Genomic DNA, 26,803 nt, shown 5'->3' with positions numbered 1-26,803 from the left:
ACGACGCGCGGGCATGCACATCGTCAGGCGTGATCCTTGAAACCGCGGCGCTTCACGGCCTGGTCGAGCTCCAGGAGCGTTTCGAGGAGTTCTTCCATCTGGTCGAGCGGCCAGGCGTTGGGACCGTCGCTGAGGGCCTTGGCCGGCTCCGGATGCGTCTCGGCGAACAGGCCCGACACACCCACGGCCACCGCCGCACGGGCCAGCACCGGCACGAATTCGCGCTGACCGCCCGAGCTGGTGCCCTGGCCGCCCGGCAGCTGCACCGAATGGGTGGCGTCGAACACCACGGGGCAACCGGTTTCGCGCATCACCGCCAGCGAACGCATGTCGGAGACGAGGTTGTTGTAGCCGAAGCTGGCACCGCGCTCGCAGACCAGGATGTCCTCGTTGCCGACATCGAAGGCCTTCTGTACCACGTTCTTCATGTCCCAGGGGGCGAGGAACTGGCCTTTCTTGATGTTCACCGGCTTGCCGGCGCGGGCCACGTTCTGGATGAAGTCGGTCTGGCGGCAGAGGAAGGCAGGCGTCTGGAGTACATCGACGACCGAGGCGACCTCGTTCATCGGCGTGTATTCGTGCACGTCGGTGATGACCGGCACCCCGATCTGCTTCTTCACTTCGGCCAGCACCTTGAGGCCTTCTTCGAGTCCCGGGCCACGGAAGCTGGCACCCGAGGAACGATTGGCCTTGTCGAAGCTGGACTTGAAGATGAAGTTGACGCCGAGGCGGCCGGTGATTTCCTTGAGCTTGCCCGCGACATCGAGCTGCAGCTGCATCGACTCGATGACGCAGGGTCCGGCGATCAGGAACAGCGGCTGGTCGAGGCCAACCTCGAAACCACACAGTTTCATGCAGCGGACTCCTCGGAGCGGGCGGCGAGCTTCTCGCCGTCGCGCACGGCCTTGAATTCGCGCGCGGCACGCACGAAACCGATGAACAGCGGATGGCCTTCGCGCGGGGTGGAGGTGAATTCCGGATGCGCCTGGCAGCCGAGGAACCACGGATGCGTCTGGCGCGGCAGTTCGACCACTTCGACCAGCAGGTCGTCCATGGACTTGCCCGAGATCACGAGACCCTTGTCTTCGAAGGACTGGCGATAGCGGTTGTTGAATTCGTAGCGGTGACGATGACGCTCGCGGACGACTTCCTCGCCGTACATCTCGCGGGCCAGCGTGCCGGCCTTGAGGCGGCACTCCTGCGCACCCAGGCGCATGGTGCCGCCGAGGTCGGAGCGCTCGCTGCGCGTTTCGACTTCGCCCGAGGCGGTGGTCCACTCGGTGATGAGGCCGATGACCGGGTCGGGCGTGTTGCGATCGTTCTCGCTGGAATCGGCCTGCTTGAGGCCGGCAATGTTGCGGGCGAAATCGACCACGGCGGCATGCATGCCGTAGCAGATGCCGAAGTACGGCACGCCGTTTTCGCGAGCGTATTGCGCGGCGAGGATCTTGCCCTCGAAGCCACGCTTGCCGAAACCGCCCGGCACGAGGATCGCATCCACGCCGCCAAGCACCTCTTTGGCGCCACGGGCTTCCACTTCCTCGGAATCGACCCACTGCAGGCTCACGCGGGTGGCCTGCTTGATGCCGCCATGGCGCAGGGCTTCGCCCAGCGACTTGTAGGCATCCTTGTGTTCGACGTACTTGCCGACGATGGCGATGTTGACCTCGTCGCGCGGATGCTCCACGGCTTCCACCGTGCGGATCCAGCTGGAAAGATCGGCCGGGCCGGCATCGAGGCCGAGGCGCTTGATGACGAGGTCGTCCAGCCCCTGGTCGTGCAGCCACATGGGCAGCTTGTAGATGACGTCGACATCGATGGTGCTGATGACGGCGTTCTTCGGCACGTTGGTGAACAGCGCGATCTTGTGGCGCTCGCCGTCCGGCAGCGGCTCTTCGCAGCGGCACAGCAGCACGTCGGGCTGGATACCGATGGAGCGCAGCTCCTTCACCGAGTGCTGGGTGGGCTTGGTCTTGATCTCGCCCGCGGCCTTGATATACGGCACCAGGGTGAGGTGCACGAACATGCACTTTTCCGGGCCGTGCTCGATGCGCAGCTGGCGGATGGCTTCGAGGAAGGGCAGCGACTCGATGTCGCCCACCGTGCCGCCGATCTCGACCAGGGCCACGTCGAAGCCACGGGTGGCCTCGTGGATGGCGTGCTTGATCTCGTCGGTGATGTGCGGGATGACCTGCACGGTGGCACCGAGGTAATCGCCACGACGCTCCTTGCGGATCACCGATTCGTAGATCTTGCCGGTGGTGATGGAGTTCTTGCCGGTGAGGCGGGTACGGACGAAGCGCTCGTAATGACCCAGGTCGAGGTCGGTCTCGGCACCGTCGTCGGTGACGTAGACCTCGCCATGCTGGAAGGGGCTCATGGTGCCCGGATCCACGTTGATATACGGATCGAGCTTCATCATGGTGACGGAAAGACCGCGCGCCTCGAGAATGGACGCGAGCGATGCCGCTGCGATGCCTTTCCCGAGGGAAGACACCACACCGCCAGTGACGAAAATCAGGGGAGTCATGCGAGCAGCCAGTGCTGGAAATTTGTATTTTACCCGAGTGCGTCCCCGCTCGCGAGGGGTTGGCTGAACGTTCTCCACCGCGCGCGTCCATCGTCGTACCATCGGGTGCATGAGTACCCACACCTCTCCCGTTTCCGCCCGTCTCCAGGCCCTGCGCGACGCCATGGCCCGTGAAGGCGTCGCCGCCGTGGTCGTGCCCACGGCCGACCCCCACCTGTCCGAATACCTGCCTTCACGCTGGCAGGCCCGGGAATGGTTCTCGGGCTTCACCGGCTCGTCCGGCACGCTGGTTGTCACGGCCGATGGCGGTGGCCTGTGGACCGATTCGCGCTATTTCTCCCAGGCACAGACCGAACTGGCGGGCAGCGGCCTGCCGCTGATGAAGCTCAATACCGGGAACACGCCCGACCATGCCACCTGGCTGGCCGAAAGGATCGGTGAAGGCGAGAGCGTCGCCCTGGCCGGCGACAGCGTGGCCGTCACGTCAGCCGACGCCCTGGCGCAACGGCTGAAGAAGCGCGGCGGTCGCCTGCGTACCGACCTCGACCTGCCCGGCCTCGCGTGGCCGGAGCGCCCGGGCAGCCCCGACGCGCCCGTGTACGCCCACGAGGCTCCCTTCGCCAGCGTGAGCCGCACCGAGAAGCTGGGCCACGTACGCGAGGCCATGCGCAAGGCCGGGGCCACGCACCATCTGGTGTCCAGCCTCGACGACGTAGCCTGGCTAACCAACCTGCGCGGTGCCGACGTCGATTACAACCCGGTGTTCCTGGCCCATCTGCTGGTCGGCATCGATAGCGCCACCCTTTTCGTGGACGCCGCCAAGCTGCCGGCAGACGTGAAGACCGCCCTCGCGACCGATGGCATCGCCATCGCCGGGTACGGCAGGGCCGCTTCCACCATCGCAGCCCTGCCGGGCGATGCCGTGCTCATGATCGATCCCGCGAAAGTCGTGGTCGCCGTGCTCGAAGGCCTGCCGGCGGGGGTGAGGCAGGTCCACGCGCCCGCCCCGTCCACCGCCCGCAAGGCACGCAAGACGGGCGACGAGCTGGACCACATCCGCGAGGCCATGCGTCGCGACGGCGCGGCCCTGGCCCGGGCCTTCCGCCGCATCGAGGCGGAGCTGGCGGCAGGCAAGGCCGTCACCGAACTGGACGTGGACACCTTCGTCCGTGAGGCCCGCGCCGCGCAACCCGGCTTCGTGGGCGAGAGCTTCTCCACCATCGCCGGATACCAGGCCAACGGCGCCCTACCCCATTACCGCGCCACCCCTGCTCACTTCAGCCCGCTGGCCGCCAAAGGCCTGCTGCTGGTCGACTCGGGTGGCCAGTATCTAGGCGGCACCACCGACATCACCCGCATGCTGGCCCTGGGGCCGGTCACGGACGAGCAGCGCCGTGACTCCACCCTGGTGCTCAAGGGCATGATCGCGCTGTCGCGGGCCCGCTTTCCCGCAGGCGCCAGCGGCCCGCAACTGGATGCCCTGGCCCGCGCACCGCTCTGGGCGGCCGGCATGGACTTCGGCCACGGCACGGGTCATGGCGTGGGTTATTTCCTCAATGTCCACGAAGGCCCGCACGGCATCCGGCCGCCCGTGGCCGGCGGCGCGCTGGTGCCGCTGGAGACGGGCATGATCACCTCGATCGAGCCGGGCCTCTACAAACCGGGCCGGCACGGCATCCGCCACGAAAACCTGGCCGTGGTGGTGCAGGCCGATACCACCGAATTTGGCGAGTTCCGGGCCTTCGAGACGCTCACCTTGTGCCCCTTCGACCGGCGCACCCTTGAGCCGGCCCTGCTGGAAGCCTCGGAGCGGGCCTGGCTGGACGACTACCACGCCACGGTACGGGCGGCCCTGTCGCCGTTGCTTGAGGGCGAGGATCGTGCGTGGCTCGAATGGCACTGCGCGCCCCTGTAGGAGCGCGCCTCGCGCGCGACCGGGACAACGATGTGTATCAACTTCGGTCAGCGCTCGATGGCATGTGGCCTTGTCGCTCTGCCGGTCGCGCGCGAGGCGCGCTCCTACAGGGGAGAGATCGCCCGGGCTGGTCTCATCGGGTGATACGGCAACCTGTGAGGCTTGACCGATCCGGTGGGCGTCGCCCATCCTGCCCGGCTACGAATGACCGCGACACCCCATGAATACTCGCTATAACGCCTCAGACATCGAAGTCCTCAGTGGCCTGGACCCGGTCAAGCGCCGGCCGGGCATGTATACCGACACGTCGCGCCCGAACCACCTGGCGCAGGAAGTCATCGACAACTCGGTCGACGAGGCGCTGGCCGGCCACGCGAAGACCATCGACGTCACCGTGTTCAACGACGGCTCGGTGGAAGTCAGCGACGACGGCCGCGGCATGCCCGTGGACATCCACCCCGAAGAAAAGGTGCCCGGCGTCGAGCTGATCCTCACGCGCCTGCACGCGGGCGGCAAGTTCTCCAACAAGAACTACGCCTTCTCGGGTGGCCTGCACGGCGTGGGCGTCTCCGTGGTGAATGCGCTGTCCAACCGGGTCGATGTCACCATCCGTCGCGAAGGCCAGGAATTCCGCATGAGCTTCGCCGACGGCGACCGTGCGAGCGAGCTGGAAGTCATCGGCACGGTGCCGAAGAAGAAAACCGGCACCACGCTGCGCTTCTGGCCCGACCCGAAGTACTTCGATTCCCCGCGCATCCTCGTCTCCAAGCTCAAGCACCTGCTGCGCGCCAAGGCCGTGCTCTGCGCCGGCCTCACCGTGCGCCTCACCGACGAGTCCACCGGCGAAACCGTCGAGTGGTACTTCGAGGACGGCCTGTCCGACTACCTGCGCGGTGAGCTGCAAGGCGCCGAAGCCCTGCCTTCCGACCTGTTCGTGAAGCACTTCGCACGTGACACCGACGCGCTCGATGTCGCCCTGGCGTGGCTGCCCGAAGGCGAGCTGGTGCAGGAAAGCTACGTCAACCTCATTCCCACCGCCCAGGGCGGCACGCATGTGAACGGCCTGCGTTCGGGCCTCACCAATGCCATCCGCGAGTTCTGTGACCTGCGCAACCTGCTGCCGCGCGGCGTGAAGCTGGCCCCGGAGGACGTCTGGGAGCGCCTGGCCTTCGTGCTCAGCGTGAAGCTGCAGGACGCCCAGTTCGCCGGCCAGACCAAGGAGCGCCTGTCGTCGCGCAACGCCGCCGGCGTGGTCGAAGGCGTGGTGCATGACGCCTTCAGCCTGTGGCTCAACCAGCATGTGGATCTGGGCGAGAAGATCGCCCAGCTCGCCATCGAGCGCGCCAGCGCGCGCCTGAAGGCCGCCAAGCAGGTGGTGCGCAAGAAGATCACCCAGGGCCCCGCCCTACCCGGCAAGCTGGCCGACTGCGCGGCCACCGACCTCACCCGCACCGAGCTGTTCCTGGTCGAGGGCGATTCGGCCGGCGGCTCGGCCAAGCAGGCCCGCGACAAGGACTTCCAGGCGATCCTCCCGCTGCGCGGCAAGATCCTCAACACCTGGGAGGTGGAATCCGGCGCCGTGCTCGGCTCGCAGGAAGTGCACGACCTCGCTGTCGCCATCGGCTGCGACCCGGGCAAGGACGACCTCTCGGGCCTGCGCTACGGCAAGGTGGTGATCCTGGCCGATGCCGACTCCGACGGCCTGCACATCGCCACCCTGCTCTCGGCGCTGTTCCTGCGCCACTTCCCGTCGCTGGTGCGCGAAGGCCACGTGTTCGTGGCGATGCCGCCGCTGTTCCGCGTGGACGTGGGCAAACAGGTGTTCTACTGCCTTGATGAGGAAGAAAAGCGCCTCATGCTGGAGAAGGTGGATCGCGAGAAGATGAAGGGCGCCGTCTCGGTCACTCGCTTCAAGGGCCTGGGCGAAATGAACCCGGCGCAGCTTCGCGAATCCACCATTCACCCGGACACGCGCCGCCTCGTGCAGCTTACGGTCGAAACCGACGACGGCACCCTGAAGCTCATGGATATGTTGCTGGCGAAAAAGCGCGCAGGCGATCGCAAGCAGTGGCTTGAAGAAAAGGGCGATCTCGCGACGCTGGAAGTCTGACCCTGTAGTTCCTGAAGAAAACGCCGGTCATCCTGGGATGGCCGGCGTTTTTTCTTTCAGCGCATGAAACTCATGCCCGGGACAGCCCCGTATATGGTTGTTGCTCAAGCGATCAGTTCGTGATCGCCTGATCGGCTGCATTGTAGGTGAAAGTCGCGCCACCCGCCGTCAGGTTCACCATGATGACTGGCACCCATAAGCCGGTTACATTCTTGTAGTTCTTCTGGTCTGTCTGCGCATACCCCTTACTTGCGGTAGCACCAGTCAGATAGTAGAACGCCTCGACCGGCACGGCCCTATCTGCCATGGAAAGATAATTATCAATGATGATTTCGTTCCAGGCGGTGTAGTTACGACCTCTCCGGATCGTCGCAATATGGTCCCACATCTGCGCGGCATTGGCCGTACCCTTGGCCACCTTGAAAGGGCAACCCGCGCCCGACGGAAACGTTGCATTGAACTGCGCCACGGTGGTGATACCCCGTGACTGGCAGTCGTTCTGGCACTTGTTCGCCATGCCGTTTGTGCTTGCATTCGCGATGTAACCGCACAACACCTGGAGATTCGACTTGCCAGCCTCAAGAAACTGGGCAGGCATCGTAATCATGCCGTTGGACACATAGAGCGTGGTTACGATGGAGTCCTTCCGCATCCAACTGAACGACACGCCCTTGGTCGATCCCGGTGCGGGCATCCAGGGCTTGTTAGGGGGCGGCAGGTTACCGGTTCCCCGGATCATGACCCCACTGCATACGAAAGCGGCAGCGCCATTCTTGCACGTCTGGTACTGCGGATCCTTCATGTCATAGCGAGCCTGCAAATGGCGGGCTACGTCTTCCCCCGGTGAACTGCCACCACCGCCAGGCTCCTTGACGGCCTGGTCAGCAGCGCGGTAGTCAAACGTCTGTGCACCGGTCTTGTTGACGATCCAAAGAATGATCGGAACCCACCGATGGGTGAGATTCCAGTAGATTTTCTGGTCTTCCTTGGCATTTGTCAGGGGATCCTGATATCCAGGCTCCACCACCGTGTTTTGATAAAAGAACGCCTCCAGAGGAAATGCTTTCGGATCGGAAAAACGGTAGTCATCCAAGATCAACTCATTGCGGTTCATCGTTGCCAGAACGCCCGGCAAATCCGCCGCCAATGAACGCGGATGCGCCAAGCGAGTAACCAGGGAGCGTACCTGAATCATGGCCCTGAAGGCAGCACCGGTATCCGTCATGCCAGGGCCTTTCACCATACCGAACGCGCACTGGTTCTCATCATCATCGAAGCCCTTGGCAATCCAGTCCTGCGCCGTCAGGATCGCGGGTGTGTACTGATGGCATAGCATGGTCGTTGAATGCTTTCCCGCACGCTCATGATGGGTACATCCTTCAGGCTCTGCCGTCCAGGCATCCTGAGGATAGGCACAGCGTACGTAAAGCGAGGTCGCACCATACTTATCTGCGTACTGCTTCGGATAAATAATGAAGCCGTTTGACGAGGGATAAGGATTCCACATATTGGAATCCTTCCGAAGGAAGGAAATAGAGACACCAATGAATACCGATGATGCGGGGTTTGGCATCCACGAGTAACGACCACCCGTTGCAAACCTCGTCGACCTGAACATGATGCCGTAACATACGAATGCCGGCGTCGTAGATACATTGCAGTAGCCCGTGGTGTCGTTGTATCTGTCTCTGATATGCCTCAATACATCAGCACCTGTTTCCTGCGGAAGCGCCAGTGCCACCGGCGACGCGTCTTCACCAGACGGCCCCCCCCCCTCCTCGCTACCAGGCACTCCTTCCGTTTCCATGCCCTGAACGACCTGCTCATCCCCTCTGTGCACAATGGTTTGCCCGGGCGCATAAGGCGGACTTGTCGAGCAAGCAGCCATGGCGACCAATAGTGCCATTGAAAAAACGCGAACCCATGTCCTGATCATTCCCATCCTCCTTGTGATGCGCCATCCAGTCCGATCAACTACTGCTGTATCGCCTGATCGTTCGGGTCGAAAGAAAAGCTGGCCGTACCGGGTGCTCCGGCAGCACTGACCGTCCACTTGATAATCGGGACCCAGCGCCCCGTCGTGTTCTTGAAGTCCTGCTGATCGAGGCGTGCAGATGCAAGAGAAGCCGGTGTATTGGATCGATAGAAGAAGGCTTCGACCGGCATGCGTGCACCAATGGTCTGCGACCAGGCAGCGAGAATGATTTCGTTGTAATACGCCGAGCCTTCCAGGCCAACGTTCTTCCGGATGATGGCTACCTGCATCCAGGCATCGGCACTATTGGCGGTACCTTTCTCAACACCAAATGGGCAACCCGGTCCACCGCCATAAGCGGCCTGATGTTGAGCGGCCGTCGTAATGGGATTTGGCAGTTTCTGGCATATCGTCCTGCAACGATCAGGCCCTCCGGTGCCCGCATCCCTTGGGTAACCGCATCGCACTTCGATGGAATCGTAGACCGATGAGTCGATATATTTCGCGGGATAAATGATGAAGCCGTTACCAGACGGATAATTCCCGACAAAATCCGAATCGAGCCGCAACCAGGACGCCGATACGCCCCAGGGAGCCGACCCCGGATTGGGCAGCCATGAGTGGTAACCCGCCGAATAGTTGGTCGACCTAAGAAGAATGCCTGCGCATACAAAGGCCGGCGCCGTAGCGCTCCCGCACTGTTTCGCTGGATCTGCATAGCGGGATTGCAGATGCCTGGCAACATCCGCACCCGTCTCCGGCCCCGGCAACACCTTCTGATCGGCGACGCGATATTCGAACTTCGCGCCACCAATCACATTGGCCGATGGTGTCCACCGGATAACCGGCACCCAGCGCTTGGTGACTTTCTTGAATTCCTCCTGATCCTTCTGTGCCGACTGCAATGCATTGGGCATGCCGGGATCGGGGTTGGTCCGGTAAAAGAATGCCTCGATGGGCATCCATTTCTCGTCGCTGATCGTGTCCCACGAATCAACGATGATCTCATCGCGCTTGTTGACCTGCCGACCATGCCTTACGCCTACGATCTGCATCCAGATGGCTGCTGTGTCCTGCCGATTGCGGTCGACCCCGAAGGCGCATTGGTCGGTATCCTTGGTGAAGACCTTCATCCACGCCACCGACGTGGTGATGGGAGGCACCATGTCCTGGCAAATCGCCCATTTGACGTAACAACGATCAGGTCCGGTCGACTTCGCATCCTGTGGGTAGCCGCACCGCACATACAGCTTCTCGAACCCTCTTGGATCCGCATAGCTGCGTGGATAGACGATAAATCCGTTGGCGGTGGCACCGGAATCATCGAAGTTAGCGTCCTGCCGCAGCCAGGAGAACGTCACGCCCCAGGATGCCGTTGCAGGATTTGGCATCCACGAGTGGTATCCACTGCCCCAGGTCGTCGACCTCAGCAAAATACCCGAGCACACAAAGGCGGGACTGGTCTTTCCGCCGCAGTCCTGCCGGCTTTCGTTATAACGATCCTGCAGATGCCTCGCGACATCGTCGCCCTTCTCCTCAGGAGGCCCTGCCGTCGGAACAGCCTCCACCAGAACGGAAGGCGGCTGTGCCGATGGCCAATGACGCACGCAGGCACTCCCCAGCATGACGACAATGAAGCAGATCCATACCGCGAGTCTTTTGGTCACGATCATCATCCATGGTGAAGTCAATCCAGACCAGACCCGGAAACTTCAGTTTTCCTGCCACCGACGCACGAGAGCGCGGCATTCCGAAGCAGACGCCTGGTCGCTCGCGATGTAGTCGAACGACTGCAAGCCCGTTCTGTTCATGTTCCAGCGGATCAATGGCACACGCCGGTGTGTAAGTTCTTCATAGATGCACTGATCGGCTTTTGCGTTGGTCAAGGGGTCCTGGTAGCCGGGCTCCGCCTTTGCGTTCTGATAGAAGAACGCTTCGATGGGAAACGCTGCCGCGCTGGTCCTTCGCCAATCAACGAAGATCAATTCGTTCCGATTGTGGGTGCCGACAAGGAGACGCGCCGCCACCATGGCCATGAATGCACTTGCGGTATCCACCATCACACCGTCTTTTTCCAGACCGAAGGCGCATTGATAGGTGTCGTCGTAGAACCCGGCATCCTTCCACTCCTGACCCGTCCATATCGGCTTGGGCCGCTGCAAGTGGCACAGCGGCTGGTTCACCCTGGGTTGGGTCGGCGGAACGGTTTTTTCGAGCCAGTGGCAACGATCCGGCGGCTGCGACCATGCATCCTGGGGAAAGGCACAGCGAACCCGAAGGGACGTCATGCCATATTTTTCGGACCAATGCTTGGGATAGATAATGAAGCCATTCGAAGAGGGGAACGGATTCCAGAAGTTGGAGTCCTGCCTCAGCCAGGAAACGGAAACGCCTTCCGCTTCGGTAGAATTGGGATTCGGCATCCATGCGTACCGCTTGCCTGACGGATACGTCGTGGATCGAAGCAGGATTCCCGAGCAGACGAAGGCAGGCGCATTGTTGTCATCGACGCATCGGGCCACCGACTGTCCATAGCGGTCCCGGAGATGCCTGAGCACCTGTTCACCGGTCTCGATAGGAGCCCCCGCCACATCCGTCGCCTCCGTAGCCAACGGCCTGTGTGCTATACCGGGGGATGTTGTACACGCGCTCAGCAAGCCGAAAAAGGCGAGCACCCCCAGTATTCTCGAAAATTCCTTTTTCATGCGGCACCTTATTCGTCAATAAGCGCTAGTGGATGGATCCCGCAGGCACTGATCGCCCGGAGGACGTTTGCGGGGGTATCAACTGATCCACTGCCCGGTACGAAAACTTCGCGCCGCCTTGCGTGGAGTCCGTGGGATCCCAACGGATGACCGGAACCCAGCGCATCGTCAGCTTGTAAAAGTCACGCTGGTCTTGCCGGGCACCGGCCAGGGGGTCGGGCTTGTCGGGGCGCGACTCGGGCCGGTAGAAGAAGGCTTCGATGGGCATGCTTGTATCGTCCAGGCCGGTCCATGCCTTGACGATGATTTCGTTTCGCCACCTTACCGAATCCAGCTTGCGCACCTCGATCATCTGACGCCATGCGTCGGCGCGACCGGCGTAACCTTCGTTGACGGCGAATGCGCATTGATTCTCGTCATCGCCATAGCCGGCTTTCTTCCAGTCCGCCGCGGTGAGAATGGCCGGATCGTGCAGATGGCATAGCTTCGTCATCGTCCTGGAACCGTTTCCGTTCTGATGCCATAAGCATCGATCGGGACCGGCCGACCAGGCATCACGGGGAAACGCGCAGCGTACATCGAAGATCGCCAGCCCTCGCCGCTGAGCATCGAGCAGTGGATAGACGACAAAACCATTGCCCGTGGGATAGCTGTCCGCAAAGTTTGAATCCTTGCGCAACCAGGAGAACGACACCCCCCAATCCGCCGTTGCGGGGTTGGGTCGCCATGAAAAATAGAGATCGGAATACATCGTCGAACGAATGAGAAGCCCGGAGCAGGCGTACGACGGCGTTGCGCCAGCACCAGGACAGCTGGCCATTGAACTGTCATACCGGCTTTGCAGATACCGGGCCACGGAGGCGCCGCCACCTTCACCCGGAAGTACAGCCTGGTCGGCTACGTCGTAACTGAATCTTGCGCCTCCCACGACGCTGTCCGACGCCAGCCACCGGATAACAGGAATCCACCTGCCACTGACGTCCCTGAACTTACGCTGGTCCTTTCTCGCGGCATCCAGGGATGGGCCAGGATCGCCGTTGCCCGATGTCCGGTAAAAGAACGCCTCCACGGGCATCAGCGCCTCATCCGTGCCCCGCCATGACTGGACGATGATTTCGTTTCGCCTCTTCGCCTGGAGAGCCTGCCTGACCCCAACGATCTGCATCCACGCAAGAGCCGTATCTGGAAGCCCCCGCTCCACGGCGAACGCGCACTGATCGTCCGGAGCCGGGCTGGGTCCTTCCTGGAAAATGGCAAGCCAGTCGAATGCCGTGTGGACTGGCGGCTTCATCAAGTGGCAAGGCGCCCACTTGAAGTGGCATCGGTCATCCCCGCCGGAACCGGCTTCCAGCGGGAAGCCACAACGAACAGACAAGGGTGTCATTCCCTTCGCGTCACTTACGCTACGCGGATAGATGATGAACCCATTGGACGACGGACCCGATGTCAGAAAATTTGTGTCCTGACGCAGCCAGGAGAAAACCACACCTCCCGCATCGGCCTGTGGATTCGGCATCCAGCTATGGTAGTTGTCGTCGTAAATGGTTGACCTGAGAAGCAGTCCGGAGCAGACGAAGGCCGGGGACGTTTTGCTTCCGCAGTCCGTACGACTTTCGTCATAGCGGGACTGCACGTGCCTCGCGACGTCGTCACCCAATTCGTCCGTAGTCGTTACAAGCGAGGACCGGACCTCGGTGACAGCGGCATCCGCATCGCGGGGCGAGGGCTTACCCGGCTGCAATGCAGAACAGCCCATCATTACCAGGCCTGCCACCATGATAAATCCCAGAATGCATTTGCCTGCGTCCATGCCGGAAAGCTCCTTTATTTCTCTGAGTACTCGATACCGATCAGGGACTCACGCTCTGATCCGCTTCGTGGTAGGAAAATGTGATTCGTTGTGGAAGGGTTGCCACCATTTCAACCCGAATCACCGGAATCCTTAACGACGTATCATCTTTATACATTTCCTGAATAGCCCGGGCCTTCCGCAGGGATTCCGGGTCCCTCGTCGTCCAGTAGATCGCTTCCACGGGAACCTCGACATCCTTAGCGCTCCATGCGTTCACGATGATGTCCGCCGGCCGGTTGAACCTTCTGATCTGGCGAACAATCATCATCTGCTGCCACAGATAGGCTGGATCACCATCATCCATGGAGAAGGCACATTGATTCCGGTCACCGGTAAAGCGATTGACCCAGCCGGCGGCATCCTTTACCGGCGGCGATTGCTTCTGACATACCGTTCCGCAGCGCCAGGACAATCCGTCGGACGGACTCATATCGGGATATGCGCAGGCTGCGACAATGACATTTTTCTGGGGCGGCCTGATGTATTTCTCTGGAAAGAAAACAATGCCTGCATAGCTCCGCAACGACGTTGCATTTGAATCCCGACGCACCCAGTCGATCCCCACTCCGGATACCTTGTCGGCCTCTATCGGCTGCCAGATGTTACCCACCCATCCCGGACGCATCAGTACGCCGGAGCACGACATCAACGCCTTGCGTGGCTGATCCGGGCACGTTTGCGCCGTATCGTCGTATCGTGACTGCAGGTGACGGGCCACGTCCGCGCCCGAATCTGGCGGAGGAACACCGCACGAATCAGGTGTCTTCTGGTCCTGTACCCTGTACAGGAACTTCGCGCTCCCTGATGGTGCTGCGGTGCCTTCCCAGCGAATGATGGGAATCCATTTCTTTACCGTCCTCCAGAAATCGCATTGATCGCTCTGCGCACTGGATAGAGGAGTGGGCTTTCCTGGCAGTGAATCCTGCTTATAGAAGAACGCCTCGATGGGAAACCGGGCATCCGGTGTCTTGCTCCAGTCGGCAACGATGATTTCGTTGCGCCGGTATCCCAGCTGCGCACTGCTGAGACGGCGGATTTCCACGCTATGCATGACCACCGTCGCCCGGCTGGTGCGCGCTGGCCGCAGATCGAAAGCGCATTGGTTTTCGTTGTCGAAAAAACCCTTCTTCAGCCAGTCGTCGCTCTTATAGACGCCGATGTCCTGGCAGAGCGGGATGGTGGGTGCGGGGGCTCCGGACGAGTAAGCATGGGATGTACAACGATCGGGACCCGAGGTCCATGCATCCTGCGGATAGAGGCATTCCACCTCCACAGGCACCAGTCCATTGGACAGGGCAAACTTCTCGGGATAAACGATGAATCCATTGCTCGTGCCGTGGGTATCCTTGAAGTCGCTATCCTTGCGCAACCACGAGAACGATACCCCCCAGGCTGCCGTTGCCGGATTGGGCTGCCATGAGTGGTACTTGTCCGAGTATTCGGTTGCCCTCAGAAGAAGACCACTGCAAAGGAATGACGGGCTGGACGCGTTGTTGTCGCAGTTCGGAATGACCTGGTCGTAGCGTGATTGAAGATGACGTGCGACCGCATCGCCGTCCTCCGAAGGGCGTATTACTCCTGCTATGGATGCCGGGCGCTTCTGCGGCGCCATGTCCCCACTGCACCCCTGCAGAAGCAGGATACCAAGGCATATCCAGGCATAACGACGTAGTCCTTCCATGGTGGCGAAGGCCTCCCAGGCCTGTCATTTGTCGTCACCATTCTTGATCGCATGGAATGGAATATGCGATCCAACTTTCGCTGTAGGCGAAGCCATGCAATTCCGGCCACGGACGGCTCAAGTACTCAGAAACGCCCTGATTCTTCCCCGCTGCCCCGGGAGGTAGTGATAACCCGCTTTCACCATGTGTACCGTACCCCGCTGCACCAACGCACTTATTCGTGCCATCGTTTCCCGGGAGTCCAGCAGGACATCCCGGTCGCCTGCGATTGCCAGCACCGGCATGCCCATATCTCTCAATGCGTCATCGCTGAGGCGGGGAATCCGCATGGGCCGCGGCTTTACCGAAGTACGAAGCCGCTGGAGGAAAGTCATCAGCTGCGAGACGTCCTCGGGAAGATCCACGGGCTGCGGCCCCATCACCATGGACCGGATGCGCGAAGCGCCCCAAGAGCCCAGCAGAAGCAGAGGAAGCGCCTTCCAGAGAAACGCCTTCTGCTTTCCGATGCCGGCGGGACACAACAGTGCCAGTCGCGATACACGGCCGGGGCGCCTGCGCGCGTAATCCAGAGCAATCCAGCCACCAAATGACATGCCGACGAACGATGCGTGGGCCAGACCCAGGCCATCGAGCACGTCATCCAGCCAGCAGGCCCATGCATCGCTGTCGAGCCGGGGATGGGAGGGTGCGCTCAGCCCGGGCTCACCGATGACATCGACGACATAGACACGAAAAGCTTCCGACCATGCTGCAGCATCGAACATCCAGCTAGCCGCATTCGCCAGTGCGCCGTGCAACAGTACGACCGGCGGGGCGGATTCATTGCCGCAGGCCATCACGAACGTGTCGCCCTGCCGGGTTGCCACCGTAAGTTGCTCGCCGGGTACCGGCCATCGGGCAAGGCATGCCAGGTATTCATTACGAAGCGTTTCAGGAAGCGGGCGTCCGTTCATCGCACGCCCTTCACCAGGTAGGCCACCCCTTCCAGCAATGCCGCCACGTCGACCGGAGAACCCGTCGCGATGAAGCGCAACAGACCATGCGCCGCATCATGGCTGGCCGTGAAGTGCATAGCCTCGTCCTGCCCCCTGGATAGCAGCATGGCCTGCGTGGCGACCGTCAGGCGATCGGCCTCCGCAGCGGAGATCACAGGGATATCAACGATACCGGTGGCGCGCGGCGGCGCCGGAGGGGGTGAATCCTCTGGTTCCAGGCCCACAAATGCATTCAGGTCGGCATCAAGGATCCGATAGGACTTGCCGATGCGCGTGGCTCGCAGGCGGCCTTCACGAATCATGCGATGAACCGTGCGGGGATGCAGGTTCAAGCGCACGGCGACGTCTTCGACTGTGTGAAAGGCAGCCACGAACACTCCAATGAATTACCTATTGATACATATCATACATAAACATGTATCAATAGGTAATCATGGCAAGCAAAGAAAAGCCCGGCGATGCCGGGCCTTTCTTCTGTAGGAGCCGAACTTGTCGGCGACCGGGAAGCACAAGGCCCATCCGGTCGCCGACAAGGTCGGCTCCTACAAGAGCATGATGACCGCTAAATCAGCGCCGGTCGCGGATCGCCTCAATCAGTCCACGCGTGGCACCGTCGAACTGACCAAGATCACCGGCGCTCTTGTCGTTCGCAAGCGACGGATAGATCTGCTTGGCAATCACCTTGCCCAGCTCCACGCCCCACTGGTCGAACGCGTTGATGCCCCACAGGTGGCCGAGCATGAACACCTTGTGCTCGTAGAGCGCGATGAGCGCGCCCAGCGAATGCGGGGTGAGTGCGTCGAGCATGAAGACCGTGCTCGGGCGATCGCCCTTGAAGGTGCGCTGGGCGGCAAGCGCGCGACGCTCGGCTTCGCTGCCCGTCTTCGCTTCGGCCAGGGCCTCTTCGAAGGTCTTGCCCAGCGACAGCGCGGCGGCCTGTGCGAGCAGGTTGGACAGCAGTACATCCTGGTTCTCGCGCAGCGTGTGCGCCGGCTTCACCACGCCGATGAATTCCAGCGGTACGGTGTCGGTACCCTGGTGCAGTGCCTGGAAATACGCGTGCTGTGCGTTGGTACCGATGCTGCCCCACACGACCGGCACGGTGGAGCCCTTCACTTCGCTGCCGTCGTCCGGGTGCACGTGCTTGCCAAGGCTTTCCATCTCCAGCTGCTGAAGATAGGAAGGCAGGTCTCCCAGATAATCCACGTACGGCACCACCGCACGGCTTGAGCGACCGAGGATGTTGCGGTTCCACAGCTCGGCGATGGCGAGCAGCACCGGAACGTTATCCTGCCATCCGGCGGTGCGGAAGTGATCGTCGGCTTCGGCAGCGCCCGCAAGAAGGTCACGGAAACCCTGCATGCCGATGGAGAAGGCAATCGACGCACCCACCGCGGACCACAGCGAGAAGCGACCACCCACGTAGTCCCACATCGGCAGGATCTGCGAGGCACCCCACTTCTGCACGGCCTCGACATTGGAGCTGACGGCGATGAAGTGCTTGGCTGTTTTCGCCTCGTCGCCGTTGTTGGCCTTGAGGATCCAGTCGCGGAACACGCCGCCGTTGAGCAGGGTTTCCTGCGTGTTGAAGCTCTTGGAAACCAGGATCACCAGCGTGTGCGCGGGATCGAGCTTCTTCATCAGGTCGGCGGCGGCCTGGCCATCGACATTGGTGAGGAAGTGGCTGGTGATGCCCTTGACGTGGAACTGCTCCAGCGCATGCACGGCAAGGCGGGGGCCAAGATCCGAACCACCGATGCCGATGTTCACCACGTCGGTGACGCCACCGATGAGGCCTACCGACGCGCCTTCGCCCTTGTGGACGGCATTGACCAGAAGCTCCATCTGGTCGAGCGCATCGGCGACTTCCTTGCGGACGTCGGCCGGCGCCGCCGGATGACGCGACGCGCCACCGCGCAGTGCGGTGTGCAGCACGGCGCGATCTTCGGAGGTGTTGATGTGTTTACCTTCGAACATCGCATCGCGCGCGGCCTGCCAGCCGGTGCCTTCGATGTAGTGGCCCACCGCATCGAGCGCGGCGATATCGAGCTTCTGCCGGGTGATGTCGAGCAGGATGGGACCCACACGCTTGCGCAAGCGAGCGGCACGGGCGTCATCGTTGACGAGCGTGCGAAGGTGGGTATGGGAGAGGCGTGAAGCGTGCTCTTCGAACGAAGGCAGGGGGGCGTGCTTTGAATCCATGGCTTCCACTTTGGCTGCGACGGAGGGAAGCGTCGATCTTACCGCAGTGCAGCGTAAGTGGATTGTGTGGATCGTGCGGAAAAGCTCACGATTGATCCGGAGCACCTGCCTCGTTGTTCCTGCGAAGCAGGAGCCCCCAGTGCGCGCGTGCCCTGCACGATGGCCTCACCCCTGGGCTCGTCGTTCCTGCGAAAGCAGGAACCCACAGTGCGCGCGTGCCCTGCACCATGGCCTCACCCCTCGGCTCGTCGTTCCTGCGAAAGCAGGAACCCAGTGCGGCGAGGCAGGTTTTCGCGATAGGGCCACCTGCTCACAAGCCGATGTGGCGTGGCCGTGTTTACTGGCAAACCGGGGCGCTGGGTTCCTGCTTTCGCAGGAACGACGGTGTCCCGCAGAGCGCGGGACACCCGATACGTTACGCCGCCTGCTTCGGAATCGAGTGATTCGTGTGCGTGATGCGGTTGTCGGCGTCCACGTAGACCAGGTCGGGCTGGTACTTGGCCAGTTCGGCCTCGGACAGGCCGGCAAAGGCGGCGATGATCACCAGGTCGCCCACGGAGACGCGACGGGCCGCGCTGCCGTTGACGGAGATGATGCCGGAGCCCTCTTCCGCGCGCAGTGCGTAGGTGACGAAGCGCTCGCCGTTGCTGATGTTCCAGGCGTGGATCTGCTCGTACTCGCGGATGCCCGCGGCGTCGAGCAGGTTGCCGTCGATGGCGATCGAACCTTCGTAGTTCAGCTCGGCGTGAGTCACCGTGGCACGGTGGATCTTGCACTTGAGCATGTTGAGCTGCATGGCGGTCTCTGGGGAAGTGGCGATTGCAAAAACGCCCATTCTAGCGGAGGTTGCCCGTGCCGTCGCGAATGGGCTCCTCTGTCGGGCGCTTTATGGGGTGTTCTCGTTCGAAACGCAAGTACCGGTTCGTGAAGGTTTTCAGTCGAACGGCAGGTTGTCGATGAGGCGGGTGGCGCCCAGCCGGGCCGCGATCAAGGCCACCAGACCCTCCCGCTCTTCCGCGCCCGGCTCGGCCAGGTCCTCGGCGCGACGGATGGCCACGTAGTCCGGGACGAAGCCGGCCCGCTCCAGGCGGGCTTTCGCGGCCTGCTCCAGGGCCTGCCAGGCGTGGCCCTGGTGGAACAGGTCGCGCATCTGGGTCAGCGTGGCGTGGATCTGGGGCGCCCGCTGCCGTTCGGCAGCCGACAGGTACTGGTTGCGCGAGCTCATGGCCAGGCCATCGTCTTCGCGCAAGGTCGCGCCGGACATGACCTTCACCGGCAGGCTGAGGTCGCGGACCATCCGCTCGATGACCTTCAGCTGCTGGAAGTCCTTCTGGCCGAACACGGCGAAATCCGGCTGCACCAGGTTGAACAGCTTGGTGACCACCGTGGCCACGCCGTCGAAGTGGCCCGGGCGATGGGCGCCTTCCAAAGTATCGGTGATCACCGGGATATGGATGCTGGCGCTGGCGGCAGCACCGAAGGGGTACATGGTGGCTACTTCCGGCGCGAACAGGATGTCGCAACCGGCCTCGGCCAGGCCCACCTGATCCTGGGTGAGCGTGCGCGGGTAGCGCTCGAAATCCTCGCCCGGGCCGAACTGCGTCGGATTGACGAAGACGCTGGCCACCACGCGGTCGGCACGGGCGCGGGCCAGTTTCAGCAGGGAGTGATGGCCCGCATGGAGATTGCCCATGGTGGGCACGAAGCCCACGGCCTGCCCGGAGGAACGCCAGCCACGGATCGTGGCGCGAAGGGCGGCGGCGTCGGTAACGGTCTGCATCGTCGGTTGGGCTCTCTAGCTGAAGCTGTGTTCGGGACCGGGGAAACGGGATTCACGTACGTCCCCGGCATAGGCGGCGATGGCGCCCTGGATGGAGTCGCGCCCCAGCAGGAAATCCTTGGAAAACTTCGGACGCTTGCCGGGCGTGAGGCCCAGCATGTCGTACACCACCAGCACCTGCCCGTCGCAGTCGATTCCGGCACCGATGCCGATCACCGGCACGTCCACCTCGGCCGTGATTTTAGCGGCCACGGCGGATGGCACGCATTCGAGCACGATCATGCCCGCACCCGCCTCGGCCACGGCCTTTGCGTCAGCCAGCAGCTTCGCCGCGGCCTCCTCGCCCTTGCCCTGCACCTTGTAGCCGCCGAAACGGTTCACTGACTGCGGAGTGAGGCCCAGGTGACTGCATACCGGGATATCGCGCTCGACCAGCGCGGCGATCACCTCGCAGATGCGCCCCGCGCCCTCGATCTTCACCATGGCCGCGCCGCCTTCGGCGACCAGTCGCGTGGCGGAGGCCATCGCCGTGGGCACATCGCGGTCGCTCATGAACGGCAGGTCGGCCACCAGCAGCGTGGACGACAGCCCGCGCGCCACGGCGGCGGTGTGATAGACCATCTCGTCGACCGTGACCGGCAACGTGCTCGACCTGCCCTGCACCACCATGCCCAGCGAATCGCCGACCAGGGCGACATCGACCCCGGCCATTTCAATGTGGGCGGCAAAACTCGCGTCGTAGGCGGTGAGCATCACGATCTTCCGGCCCTCGGCTTTCATCGCCTTCAGGCCCGGCACGGTCACCGGCTTACGCGCCGGCGCACTCGTTTTTTCAACGTACACGCTCTTGTCGCCTCGTTGGGGTAAAGGGGAATTGTCCTCCCGTAATCGCCGGGGCTCAACTCACGGGCCGACACGGATTACGGCAGCAGCTCACATCCGGTGGAATCGATGGCATCGAGCATGTCGCCCACCCGCCCCATACCGGGCAGGACAGCATCCAAGGCGATGTCTCCCAGCGGCAGGAGCACGAAGGCCCGCTCGCGAATGCGCGGATGAGGCACGCTCAGGCGCTCGTCGTCGAGGATCGCGTCGCCATAGGCAAGCAGGTCGAGGTCGAGGGTGCGCGGCCCCCAACGCTCGCCATCTCGCGTGCGCCCGAAGGCGCGCTCGGTGGCAAGCATGGCATCGAGCAGTTGGTGAGCCTCCAGCGACGTCTCTACGGCCATGGCCGCATTGACGAAGTCGGGCTGATCCACGTTGCCCCAGGGAGGCGTGCGATAGAAGCGGGAGCGAGCGACAAGGGTGATGCCGGCCATGGCGGCAAGCGCCTCCATGGCCGCGTCCAGACGCGTACGCACGTCGCCCAGGTTGCCGCCCAGGCCAATCAGCGCAATGACGCTCACGAACCGCCTGCGTCGCCCTTGCCCTTGCCTGACGGTTTGCGTCGGCGGCGACGCTTGCGCGCCGGCCCGCTGGCGGACACCGTGCTCTCGCTCACCGGCACGCCACCGCCGCCCAGGGCGGCGGCCAGCATTTCCGGCGGCAGCTGCTGTGCGTGATGCCACCACTCGCCCAGCTCACGCATGCGCGCGGATTCATGGGCACGTAGCAGCAGGAAGTCGAACGCCGCACGGAAACGGGGGTGCGACAGCAGGCGGAACACGCGCTTGCGATGGATATGCTCGAAACGGGGCTGCAAGGCCCAGATTTCTTCCATTGTCAGCGTGAAGCGACGGGGGATGGCGACGCGCTGGCACTGTTCGCCCACCACATGGGCCGCGGCCCGCTGCCAGGCATCGCTATCGTCGATGCCCTGCATGATCCAGCCGCGAGCCTGGTCGCGCACCTCGCCCCACAGCAGCACGGCGTAGAGGAAGGCCGGCGTGACCGACTTGCCGTCGGCGATGCGGGCATCCGTGTTTGCCAGGCCCTGCTCCACCAGCGCACGCAGGGCGTGGTCACCACGCTCAAGCGCCCGCGCCGTGGCAGGGAACATGAACTTCAGCAGCCCGCACGATTCGAGCATCTTGAAGCTCTTCAGGCCATGACCGGCCAGGAACAGCTTCAGCGATTCGTCGAACAGACGGGCCGGCGAGGCTTCCGTCAGCAAATGCCCCAGGGTGGCAAATGGTGCCGAGGCCGCGGGATCGATGGTGAAGTCGAGCTTCGCCGCCAGCCGCGCCGCGCGCAGCATGCGCACGGGGTCTTCGCGATAGCGCAGCTCCGGATCGCCGATGAGCCGCATGGAGCGGTCTTCGAGATCCTGCATGCCACCGACGTAATCGCGCACGCTGAAATCGGAGATGTCGTAATAGAGGGCGTTGACGCGGAAGTCGCGGCGGATCGCGTCTTCCTCGATGGAGCCCCAGATGTTGTCGCGGACGATACGGCCGTCGACGATGTGGCGGTCGCCGCCACTGTCGCCGTCTTCACCGGTGCCCCGGAAGGTGGCCACCTCGATGATTTCGGGTCCGAATACGACATGCGCGAGTCGGAACCGGCGGCCGATCAGGCGGCAGTTGCGGAATAAGCCCTTGACCTGTTCCGGCGTGGCATTGGTTGCCACGTCGAAGTCCTTGGGATGACCACCGAGCAGAAGGTCGCGCACCGCGCCACCGACCAGGTACGCGTCGTAGCCGGCTTCATTGAGCCGGTACAGGACGCGCAATGCGGCCTTGCTGATGTTCTTGCGGGAGATGGAGTGCTGTTCTCGCGGGACGATACGCGGTACCGGCGGAACGTCGCTCCTGGATACGGGATTCAAGCGGTTGTGGTCCTGGCGGTCGCGTAGGCGTCCGGTCAAGTGGTCCCGACCGGCGGCCGGTGTCGGGTTGGAATGGGTTAAATGTAACGAATTCACCGCCTGCCGACGACCCGGAAAAAAACCGTTGCCGAACGCCGGAAGTTGGGTATACTAGCGCGCTTCGTACGCTGAGTACGACCCGCTCCCTTCGTCTAGTGGTCCAGGACACGGCCCTCTCAAGGCTGGAACACGAGTTCGAACCTCGTAGGGAGCGCCATTTTCCTCTGGCATCGAACCTCCGTAATGACCTTTGTCGTCACCGACAACTGCATCAAGTGCAAGCATACGGATTGCGTCGAGGTCTGCCCTGTCGATGCCTTCCACGAAGGCCCGAACTTCCTGGTCATCAACCCGGACGAGTGCATCGACTGCACCCTCTGCGAGCCGGAATGCCCGATCAATGCCATCTATCCCGAGGATGACGTCCCTGGCGGCCAGGAGCAGTTCGTAGCGCTGAACGCCGATCTGGCAAAGGAATGGCCGGTTCTCACGGTGCGCAAGGACAGCCTTGCCGATGCCAAGGACTGGGAAGGCGTACCCGACAAGCTCAAGTATCTCGAGCGTTGATCCAGGAAAAACGACCCTTACGGGTCGTTTTTCGTTTCATCTCCGGTACGGCTTCGCACATCGCCTCAAGGATCAATACGTGCAGTCGACTGGTTAAGGCGCTCGTAAACGTCAGTTCAGCACACCCTGATCCTCGACTCGATATTCGAAGTTCGCCGAGGCAGTCACCGACGCCGGCATGGTCATCCGGATCACTATGTATTGAATCAAGGCGCAAGCCCCTGATCCGCAGGGTCATAGATGAAAACCGCCCGCTCACCGACAGATGTAGCAAGGGTGATGCGGATGATGGGAATCCACCGCCCGGTGACGGCAACCAGGTTTCTCTGGTCCCTCTGTGCCAATGCCCGGCCCGTCGTCCACGGGGGACAGGGACTGGTCCCTCCACCACCGCATTTGGTGGGATTGCTGATGTAGTAGAAAGCCTCAAGCGGAAGTTTTGCCTGATTCTGTGGCCACTCTGCGACGACCAGTTCATTCCAGCGATTGAAACTGGCGCCCCCCATCATGCTCATGACCCGGCGCATCTGGTAAAACGCTTCGCGGGTATTCAGGCCGCTGGCCTGCCGCATGTCGAAGCCACAGATTCTTTCGTTGAACCAGTTCGATGGCTGGTACTTGGCCCGGTATTGCTCGGCCGTCGTGACGCCGACCGTATGACAGGGGCCACTCTCGCCGGGATAGCTACTCGTTGCACCGCACCCGCGATTACCCCGGATCCATGTGTACGAATCGTCGGCAAATGCGCAGTTCACATGAATGGAATAATCACCGAATTTGTCGGCATAGAACTTGGGCAGGAAGATAAAACCGTTCGTCACCCACGAACCGAGAAAGTTCGAGTCCTGCCTGAGCCATACAAACGAGACATCGCTACCTGGCTTGGGGTTCCAGGGGTAGAAGGCTCCGTAGTCGCCGGTGCCGCGCATGAGGATGCCGCTGCACAGGAAGGTAGGCCACAGGACACCGGACGACGCCTTGCAGCCGTCAAAGGTTTCGGCGAAGCGAGAGCGCAGGTGGCGCTCTACGGTCGGGCCATCCTCCCTGACCGTCGCATGGGGCGAAATGGCGGAAAGGCTGCCCGACTCACTGCCCGGCGTGGCAGGGGGTCGCGTAGTCACGCACCCTGCCATGCAGAGCACCAGGGCAACCATCACCCAGCGCACCAGATGCCTTGCCAGCACTGAATAGTTCATTCTCCGCCTCCGTGCGGCCGTTGCTACGTCATCCCTGCCAACCACCAGGTCATTCCATTTCCCGACATTCCCCGAGCCATCGCAACCAGCCATCGGTTGTAGGTGCTTTCAGGGTCTTTCCGGCAACGTCGGGAGGCGCGTCCTTGAAAATCGTAAAAAAGAACGCCGCCCCATGGGCGGCGTTCTCGTGATTCATTCGAAGCGCCTGGACAACCGGCTTACTTGGCACCCAGTCGCGACTTCAGTGCATCGACCACGCGGCGGACGCCATCGGCATCGCCCTGTGCGCGCACTTCGCTGCCGCTGCCGCTGGCATTGACGGCCACCACCACGTTGCGGGTCTTGCCACCGCCCGACTTCGAGGACGAGCCGCTGTCGGCATCGCGATTCTTGCCGCCACCGAACATGCGGCGGAACAGGCCCGGCTTCTCGGTCGGCATGCCGCCGTTCACCGCCACCTGGTAGGTGTGGGCCTCATCATCGTGGGCCGTGACGCTGCCCAGGTCGCCCGCGCCCAGCGCCTCGCCGATACGGCGGTAGGCGGCGTCGACGTCGTCGGCCAGCACGAAGCCATCCGATACCGGCGCGACGGTCTGGGCGCCAGCGCCCGAACCAACGTCCGGAATCACCAGCGCGGCGCTTGTCGACGGGGTATCAAGACCCGGCGGGATTTCCAGCGGAGCCTCCTGCTGGGCCTTGTCCCAGTCTTTCTTGGAGCGGAACGCGCCGCAGCCGGAGACGACCAGGACGGACAGGAGCAGTGCCGGGACGACCAGCGCGTACGAGGTTTTCTTCATGAACGAGAGTTCCGTTGGATCCGTTGAATGGAATGGCTTCAGGCGGCGGAGGCCAATGGTGCCAGAGCCGCGAGCGTTTCGCGCACCCGGTTCAGCGCCGGGCCGGGTTCCAGCTCGACCAGGGGCAACCGGGGTGCCGCCGAACCCAGTCCCAGCGCGGCCAGGCCGGCCTTTACGGGAATCGGGTTCGGGGCGCAGTTCAGAGCGTCGATCAGCGGCGCCAGCCGCGCCGTGGCAGCGGCCGTGCGCCCTGCGTCGCCCGAACGAGCGGCATCGCAGAATTCACGGAACGTCCCCGGCACGAGATTGGCCACCACCGAGATGGTGCCCGCAGCGCCGGCCAGCATGGCCTGGTGGGCCGAACCGTCGTCGCCGCTCAGGTAGACGAAATCCGGGCGCACAAGTTCCGCAAGGGCCTTGATCCGCTCGGCATCGCCGCGGGCTTCCTTGATGCCGATGATGGCCGGATGCTCGCGGAGCACGGCCACCGTCTCCGGGGCGATGTCGCAACCGGTGCGCGGCGGCACGTTATAGAGGATGACCGGAAGGCCGCCGTCGTCGGCCACGGCCAGGAAATGCCGGCGGATGCCTTCCTGGGTGGGACGCACGTAGAACGGTGCCACGACCAGCGCCGCATCGGCGCCCAGTTCCTTCGCCAGGCGGGTGGTGGCGATCGTCTTCGCGGTGCCGGCTTCGCCGGTGCCTGCGATGACGGGAATGCGTTTATTGACGTGCTTCACCGCAAACGCGAGCAGGCGCTTGTATTCGTCGTGCTCGAGAAAGTGCGACTCGCCCGTCGAGCCTGCGACGACCACGGCCTGTGTGCCGCCGGCCAGCTGCTGGTCGAGCAGGCGGCCGAACGCGTCGAGATCGAGGGAACCGTCCGCGGCGAACGGCGTCGCCAGCGCGGTGATGCTTCCGGAGATATCCAAGGTAAAACCCGTTGAGTAACCAGCGCTTCGCATGTTACCGGGCAGGCCCCGACACGTCCATTCGGCCAATTCGCACCCTTTTCAGGGGCCCGGCTTGCTAGTGCAGGATGCCCCCCGTTAAGCTCGGGCCCGTAGCGACGCCCTGCGCCCCGCAGGTCGCGCCATGGGTAGTAAAGCCTTGAATCGTTCCGCAGCACGCAGCGCCGCCACCGATAACCAGCTCCTCATCTCGACGCTGTCGCCGGCACACCGCGCGCCCATCCTGGCGCTGGCCAAGCGCATCGCCGACTCCGGCTGCAACCTGGCCGATGCCAGGGTCTCCACCATCGGCAACGATACCTCCGTGATGCTGCTCGCCTCCGGCGCCTGGGATGCCGTGGCCAAGCTGGAAACGGCGCTGGGCAAGCTCGCCCGCGACGAAGACCTGCAGATCGTCCATTACCGCACGGCGCCGCGCGAGCCTACGACCCACCTGCTGCCCTACCTGGTCGAGGTGATCGCCGCCGACCGGCCGGGCATCCTGGTCAAGATCATCGAGTTTTTCTCGCGCCGGGACATCAGCGTGGAGCAGCTGTCGTCGATGCGCTACCAGGCCATGCAGACCGGCGCCGAGATGTTCCAGGCGCAGATCACCATCGGTATCCCGTCGGAGACCCACATCGCCGCGCTGCGCGACGACTTCCTCGAGCTTTGCGATGGCCTCAATCTCGACGCCATCATGGACCCGGTGAAATTCTGAACGGATAAAAAGAACCTACG

At 62.8% G+C, this 26,803-nt stretch carries 23 protein-coding genes and 1 tRNA gene; 5 read left to right on the top strand and 19 right to left on the bottom strand.

The features are described 5' to 3' along the window. Positions 1-23: 23 nt before the first annotated feature. Entirely contained in the window at positions 24-854 is an 831-nt protein-coding gene (gene kdsA, locus HBF25_RS15755; RefSeq protein WP_166950029.1) for a 3-deoxy-8-phosphooctulonate synthase, read from the bottom strand. Further along, positions 851-2,530, bottom strand: a complete 1,680-nt coding sequence (pyrG, locus tag HBF25_RS15750) for a CTP synthase (RefSeq protein WP_166950027.1) — start codon at positions 2,528-2,530, stop codon at positions 851-853. The genes kdsA and pyrG overlap by 4 nt, the downstream gene beginning before the upstream one ends. A gap of 109 nt (positions 2,531-2,639) precedes the next feature. On the opposite strand from pyrG, the gene HBF25_RS15745 reads away from it, so the two are divergent. Both HBF25_RS15745 and parE read left to right on the top strand, forming a co-directional pair. Then, positions 2,640-4,445, top strand: coding sequence for an aminopeptidase P family protein (locus HBF25_RS15745; RefSeq protein WP_166950025.1), 1,806 nt, complete (start codon positions 2,640-2,642; stop codon positions 4,443-4,445). Positions 4,446-4,665: 220 nt separating this feature from the next. Further along, positions 4,666-6,555 (top strand): DNA topoisomerase IV subunit B, encoded by a 1,890-nt coding sequence (parE, locus tag HBF25_RS15740; protein WP_166950023.1) that lies wholly within the window; start codon positions 4,666-4,668, stop codon positions 6,553-6,555. Positions 6,556-6,667: 112 nt separating this feature from the next. On the opposite strand, the gene HBF25_RS15735 is transcribed toward parE, so the two are convergent. From HBF25_RS15735 to pcnB, 13 genes are all read right to left on the bottom strand, one after another. After that, entirely contained in the window at positions 6,668-8,491 is a 1,824-nt protein-coding gene (locus HBF25_RS15735) for a hypothetical protein (RefSeq protein WP_166950021.1), read from the bottom strand. A 38-nt stretch (positions 8,492-8,529) separates the two neighbouring features. Continuing rightward, positions 8,530-10,197 (bottom strand): hypothetical protein, encoded by a 1,668-nt coding sequence (locus HBF25_RS15730; protein WP_166950019.1) that lies wholly within the window; start codon positions 10,195-10,197, stop codon positions 8,530-8,532. A 45-nt stretch (positions 10,198-10,242) separates the two neighbouring features. Beyond that, positions 10,243-11,235 carry a hypothetical protein gene (locus HBF25_RS15725; RefSeq protein WP_166950017.1) on the bottom strand — a complete coding sequence of 331 codons (993 nt, stop codon included), beginning with the start codon at positions 11,233-11,235 and terminating at the stop codon, positions 10,243-10,245. Positions 11,236-11,260: 25 nt separating this feature from the next. Next, positions 11,261-13,045: a hypothetical protein gene (locus HBF25_RS15720; RefSeq protein ID WP_166950015.1), complete on the bottom strand. Its 1,785-nt coding sequence runs from the start codon at positions 13,043-13,045 to the stop codon at positions 11,261-11,263. 40 nt (positions 13,046-13,085) lie between these two features. Next, positions 13,086-14,699, bottom strand: coding sequence for a hypothetical protein (locus HBF25_RS15715; RefSeq protein WP_166950013.1), 1,614 nt, complete (start codon positions 14,697-14,699; stop codon positions 13,086-13,088). A 186-nt stretch (positions 14,700-14,885) separates the two neighbouring features. Next, positions 14,886-15,722 carry an alpha/beta fold hydrolase gene (locus HBF25_RS15710; protein WP_166950011.1) on the bottom strand — a complete coding sequence of 279 codons (837 nt, stop codon included), beginning with the start codon at positions 15,720-15,722 and terminating at the stop codon, positions 14,886-14,888. Next, entirely contained in the window at positions 15,719-16,141 is a 423-nt protein-coding gene (locus HBF25_RS15705) for a helix-turn-helix domain-containing protein (protein WP_341778092.1), read from the bottom strand. The genes HBF25_RS15710 and HBF25_RS15705 overlap by 4 nt, the downstream gene beginning before the upstream one ends. Before the next feature lie 190 nt (positions 16,142-16,331). Then, entirely contained in the window at positions 16,332-17,966 is a 1,635-nt protein-coding gene (pgi, locus tag HBF25_RS15700; RefSeq protein ID WP_166950009.1) for a glucose-6-phosphate isomerase, read from the bottom strand. A gap of 415 nt (positions 17,967-18,381) precedes the next feature. Next, complete coding sequence (gene panD, locus HBF25_RS15695) at positions 18,382-18,762, bottom strand: aspartate 1-decarboxylase (RefSeq protein WP_166950004.1); 381 nt, start codon at positions 18,760-18,762, stop codon at positions 18,382-18,384. 138 nt (positions 18,763-18,900) lie between these two features. Then, complete coding sequence (gene panC, locus HBF25_RS15690) at positions 18,901-19,746, bottom strand: pantoate--beta-alanine ligase (RefSeq protein ID WP_166950002.1); 846 nt, start codon at positions 19,744-19,746, stop codon at positions 18,901-18,903. Positions 19,747-19,761: 15 nt separating this feature from the next. Beyond that, the gene (panB, locus tag HBF25_RS15685; protein ID WP_166950000.1) at positions 19,762-20,589 is read right to left on the bottom strand and encodes a 3-methyl-2-oxobutanoate hydroxymethyltransferase; all 828 of its coding nucleotides are present in this window, start codon (positions 20,587-20,589) and stop codon (positions 19,762-19,764) included. A gap of 77 nt (positions 20,590-20,666) precedes the next feature. After that, positions 20,667-21,152, bottom strand: a complete 486-nt coding sequence (gene folK / locus HBF25_RS15680) for a 2-amino-4-hydroxy-6-hydroxymethyldihydropteridine diphosphokinase (RefSeq protein ID WP_166949999.1) — start codon at positions 21,150-21,152, stop codon at positions 20,667-20,669. Then, positions 21,149-22,513, bottom strand: a complete 1,365-nt coding sequence (gene pcnB / locus HBF25_RS15675; protein ID WP_166949998.1) for a polynucleotide adenylyltransferase PcnB — start codon at positions 22,511-22,513, stop codon at positions 21,149-21,151. The genes folK and pcnB overlap by 4 nt, the downstream gene beginning before the upstream one ends. Positions 22,514-22,693: 180 nt before the next feature. Between pcnB and HBF25_RS15670 the strand changes: the two genes are divergently transcribed. Both HBF25_RS15670 and fdxA read left to right on the top strand, forming a co-directional pair. Continuing rightward, positions 22,694-22,769: transfer RNA gene (locus HBF25_RS15670), tRNA-Glu, on the top strand. A gap of 26 nt (positions 22,770-22,795) precedes the next feature. Beyond that, positions 22,796-23,119: a ferredoxin FdxA gene (fdxA, locus tag HBF25_RS15665; protein ID WP_166949997.1), complete on the top strand. Its 324-nt coding sequence runs from the start codon at positions 22,796-22,798 to the stop codon at positions 23,117-23,119. A 206-nt stretch (positions 23,120-23,325) separates the two neighbouring features. Here fdxA and HBF25_RS15660 read toward each other — a convergent pair whose 3' ends face one another. The 4 genes from HBF25_RS15660 to dapA are packed head-to-tail and all read right to left on the bottom strand — an operon-like array spanning position 23,326 to position 26,044. Then, positions 23,326-24,315: a hypothetical protein gene (locus HBF25_RS15660; protein WP_166949996.1), complete on the bottom strand. Its 990-nt coding sequence runs from the start codon at positions 24,313-24,315 to the stop codon at positions 23,326-23,328. Positions 24,316-24,364: 49 nt separating this feature from the next. Beyond that, complete coding sequence (locus HBF25_RS15655; protein WP_166949995.1) at positions 24,365-24,511, bottom strand: hypothetical protein; 147 nt, start codon at positions 24,509-24,511, stop codon at positions 24,365-24,367. 22 nt (positions 24,512-24,533) lie between these two features. Beyond that, the gene (locus HBF25_RS15650; RefSeq protein ID WP_166949994.1) at positions 24,534-25,112 is read right to left on the bottom strand and encodes a hypothetical protein; all 579 of its coding nucleotides are present in this window, start codon (positions 25,110-25,112) and stop codon (positions 24,534-24,536) included. Positions 25,113-25,150: 38 nt separating this feature from the next. Next, entirely contained in the window at positions 25,151-26,044 is an 894-nt protein-coding gene (gene dapA / locus HBF25_RS15645; RefSeq protein WP_166949993.1) for a 4-hydroxy-tetrahydrodipicolinate synthase, read from the bottom strand. A gap of 163 nt (positions 26,045-26,207) precedes the next feature. On the opposite strand from dapA, the gene HBF25_RS15640 reads away from it, so the two are divergent. After that, a complete protein-coding gene (locus HBF25_RS15640) occupies positions 26,208-26,783 on the top strand; it encodes a glycine cleavage system transcriptional repressor (RefSeq protein ID WP_166949992.1) in 576 nt (191 codons plus the stop codon). The last annotated feature ends 20 nt before the right edge of the window (positions 26,784-26,803 follow it).

Source organism: Luteibacter anthropi, assembly GCF_011759365.1.
Taxonomy (GTDB): Bacteria; Pseudomonadota; Gammaproteobacteria; order Xanthomonadales; family Rhodanobacteraceae; genus Luteibacter; species Luteibacter anthropi.
This window is presented reverse-complemented; position numbering and strand designations above follow the sequence as displayed.

What these genes read in the sequence shown, in the direction of transcription:
- kdsA (WP_166950029.1), bottom strand. Translation starts at nt 854, where the DNA reads ATGAAACTGTGTGGTTTCGAGGTTGGCCTCGACCAGCCGCTGTTCCTG.
- pyrG (WP_166950027.1), bottom strand. Translation starts at nt 2,530, where the DNA reads ATGACTCCCCTGATTTTCGTCACTGGCGGTGTGGTGTCTTCCCTCGGG.
- HBF25_RS15745 (WP_166950025.1), top strand. Translation starts at nt 2,640, where the DNA reads ATGAGTACCCACACCTCTCCCGTTTCCGCCCGTCTCCAGGCCCTGCGC.
- parE (WP_166950023.1), top strand. Translation starts at nt 4,666, where the DNA reads ATGAATACTCGCTATAACGCCTCAGACATCGAAGTCCTCAGTGGCCTG.
- HBF25_RS15735 (WP_166950021.1), bottom strand. Translation starts at nt 8,491, where the DNA reads ATGATCAGGACATGGGTTCGCGTTTTTTCAATGGCACTATTGGTCGCC.
- HBF25_RS15725 (WP_166950017.1), bottom strand. Translation starts at nt 11,235, where the DNA reads ATGAAAAAGGAATTTTCGAGAATACTGGGGGTGCTCGCCTTTTTCGGC.
- HBF25_RS15720 (WP_166950015.1), bottom strand. Translation starts at nt 13,045, where the DNA reads ATGGACGCAGGCAAATGCATTCTGGGATTTATCATGGTGGCAGGCCTG.
- HBF25_RS15715 (WP_166950013.1), bottom strand. Translation starts at nt 14,699, where the DNA reads ATGGCGCCGCAGAAGCGCCCGGCATCCATAGCAGGAGTAATACGCCCT.
- HBF25_RS15710 (WP_166950011.1), bottom strand. Translation starts at nt 15,722, where the DNA reads ATGAACGGACGCCCGCTTCCTGAAACGCTTCGTAATGAATACCTGGCA.
- pgi (WP_166950009.1), bottom strand. Translation starts at nt 17,966, where the DNA reads ATGGATTCAAAGCACGCCCCCCTGCCTTCGTTCGAAGAGCACGCTTCA.
- panD (WP_166950004.1), bottom strand. Translation starts at nt 18,762, where the DNA reads ATGCAGCTCAACATGCTCAAGTGCAAGATCCACCGTGCCACGGTGACT.
- panC (WP_166950002.1), bottom strand. Translation starts at nt 19,746, where the DNA reads ATGCAGACCGTTACCGACGCCGCCGCCCTTCGCGCCACGATCCGTGGC.
- fdxA (WP_166949997.1), top strand. Translation starts at nt 22,796, where the DNA reads ATGACCTTTGTCGTCACCGACAACTGCATCAAGTGCAAGCATACGGAT.
- HBF25_RS15660 (WP_166949996.1), bottom strand. Translation starts at nt 24,315, where the DNA reads ATGAACTATTCAGTGCTGGCAAGGCATCTGGTGCGCTGGGTGATGGTT.
- HBF25_RS15655 (WP_166949995.1), bottom strand. Translation starts at nt 24,511, where the DNA reads ATGAATCACGAGAACGCCGCCCATGGGGCGGCGTTCTTTTTTACGATT.
- HBF25_RS15650 (WP_166949994.1), bottom strand. Translation starts at nt 25,112, where the DNA reads ATGAAGAAAACCTCGTACGCGCTGGTCGTCCCGGCACTGCTCCTGTCC.
- HBF25_RS15640 (WP_166949992.1), top strand. Translation starts at nt 26,208, where the DNA reads ATGGGTAGTAAAGCCTTGAATCGTTCCGCAGCACGCAGCGCCGCCACC.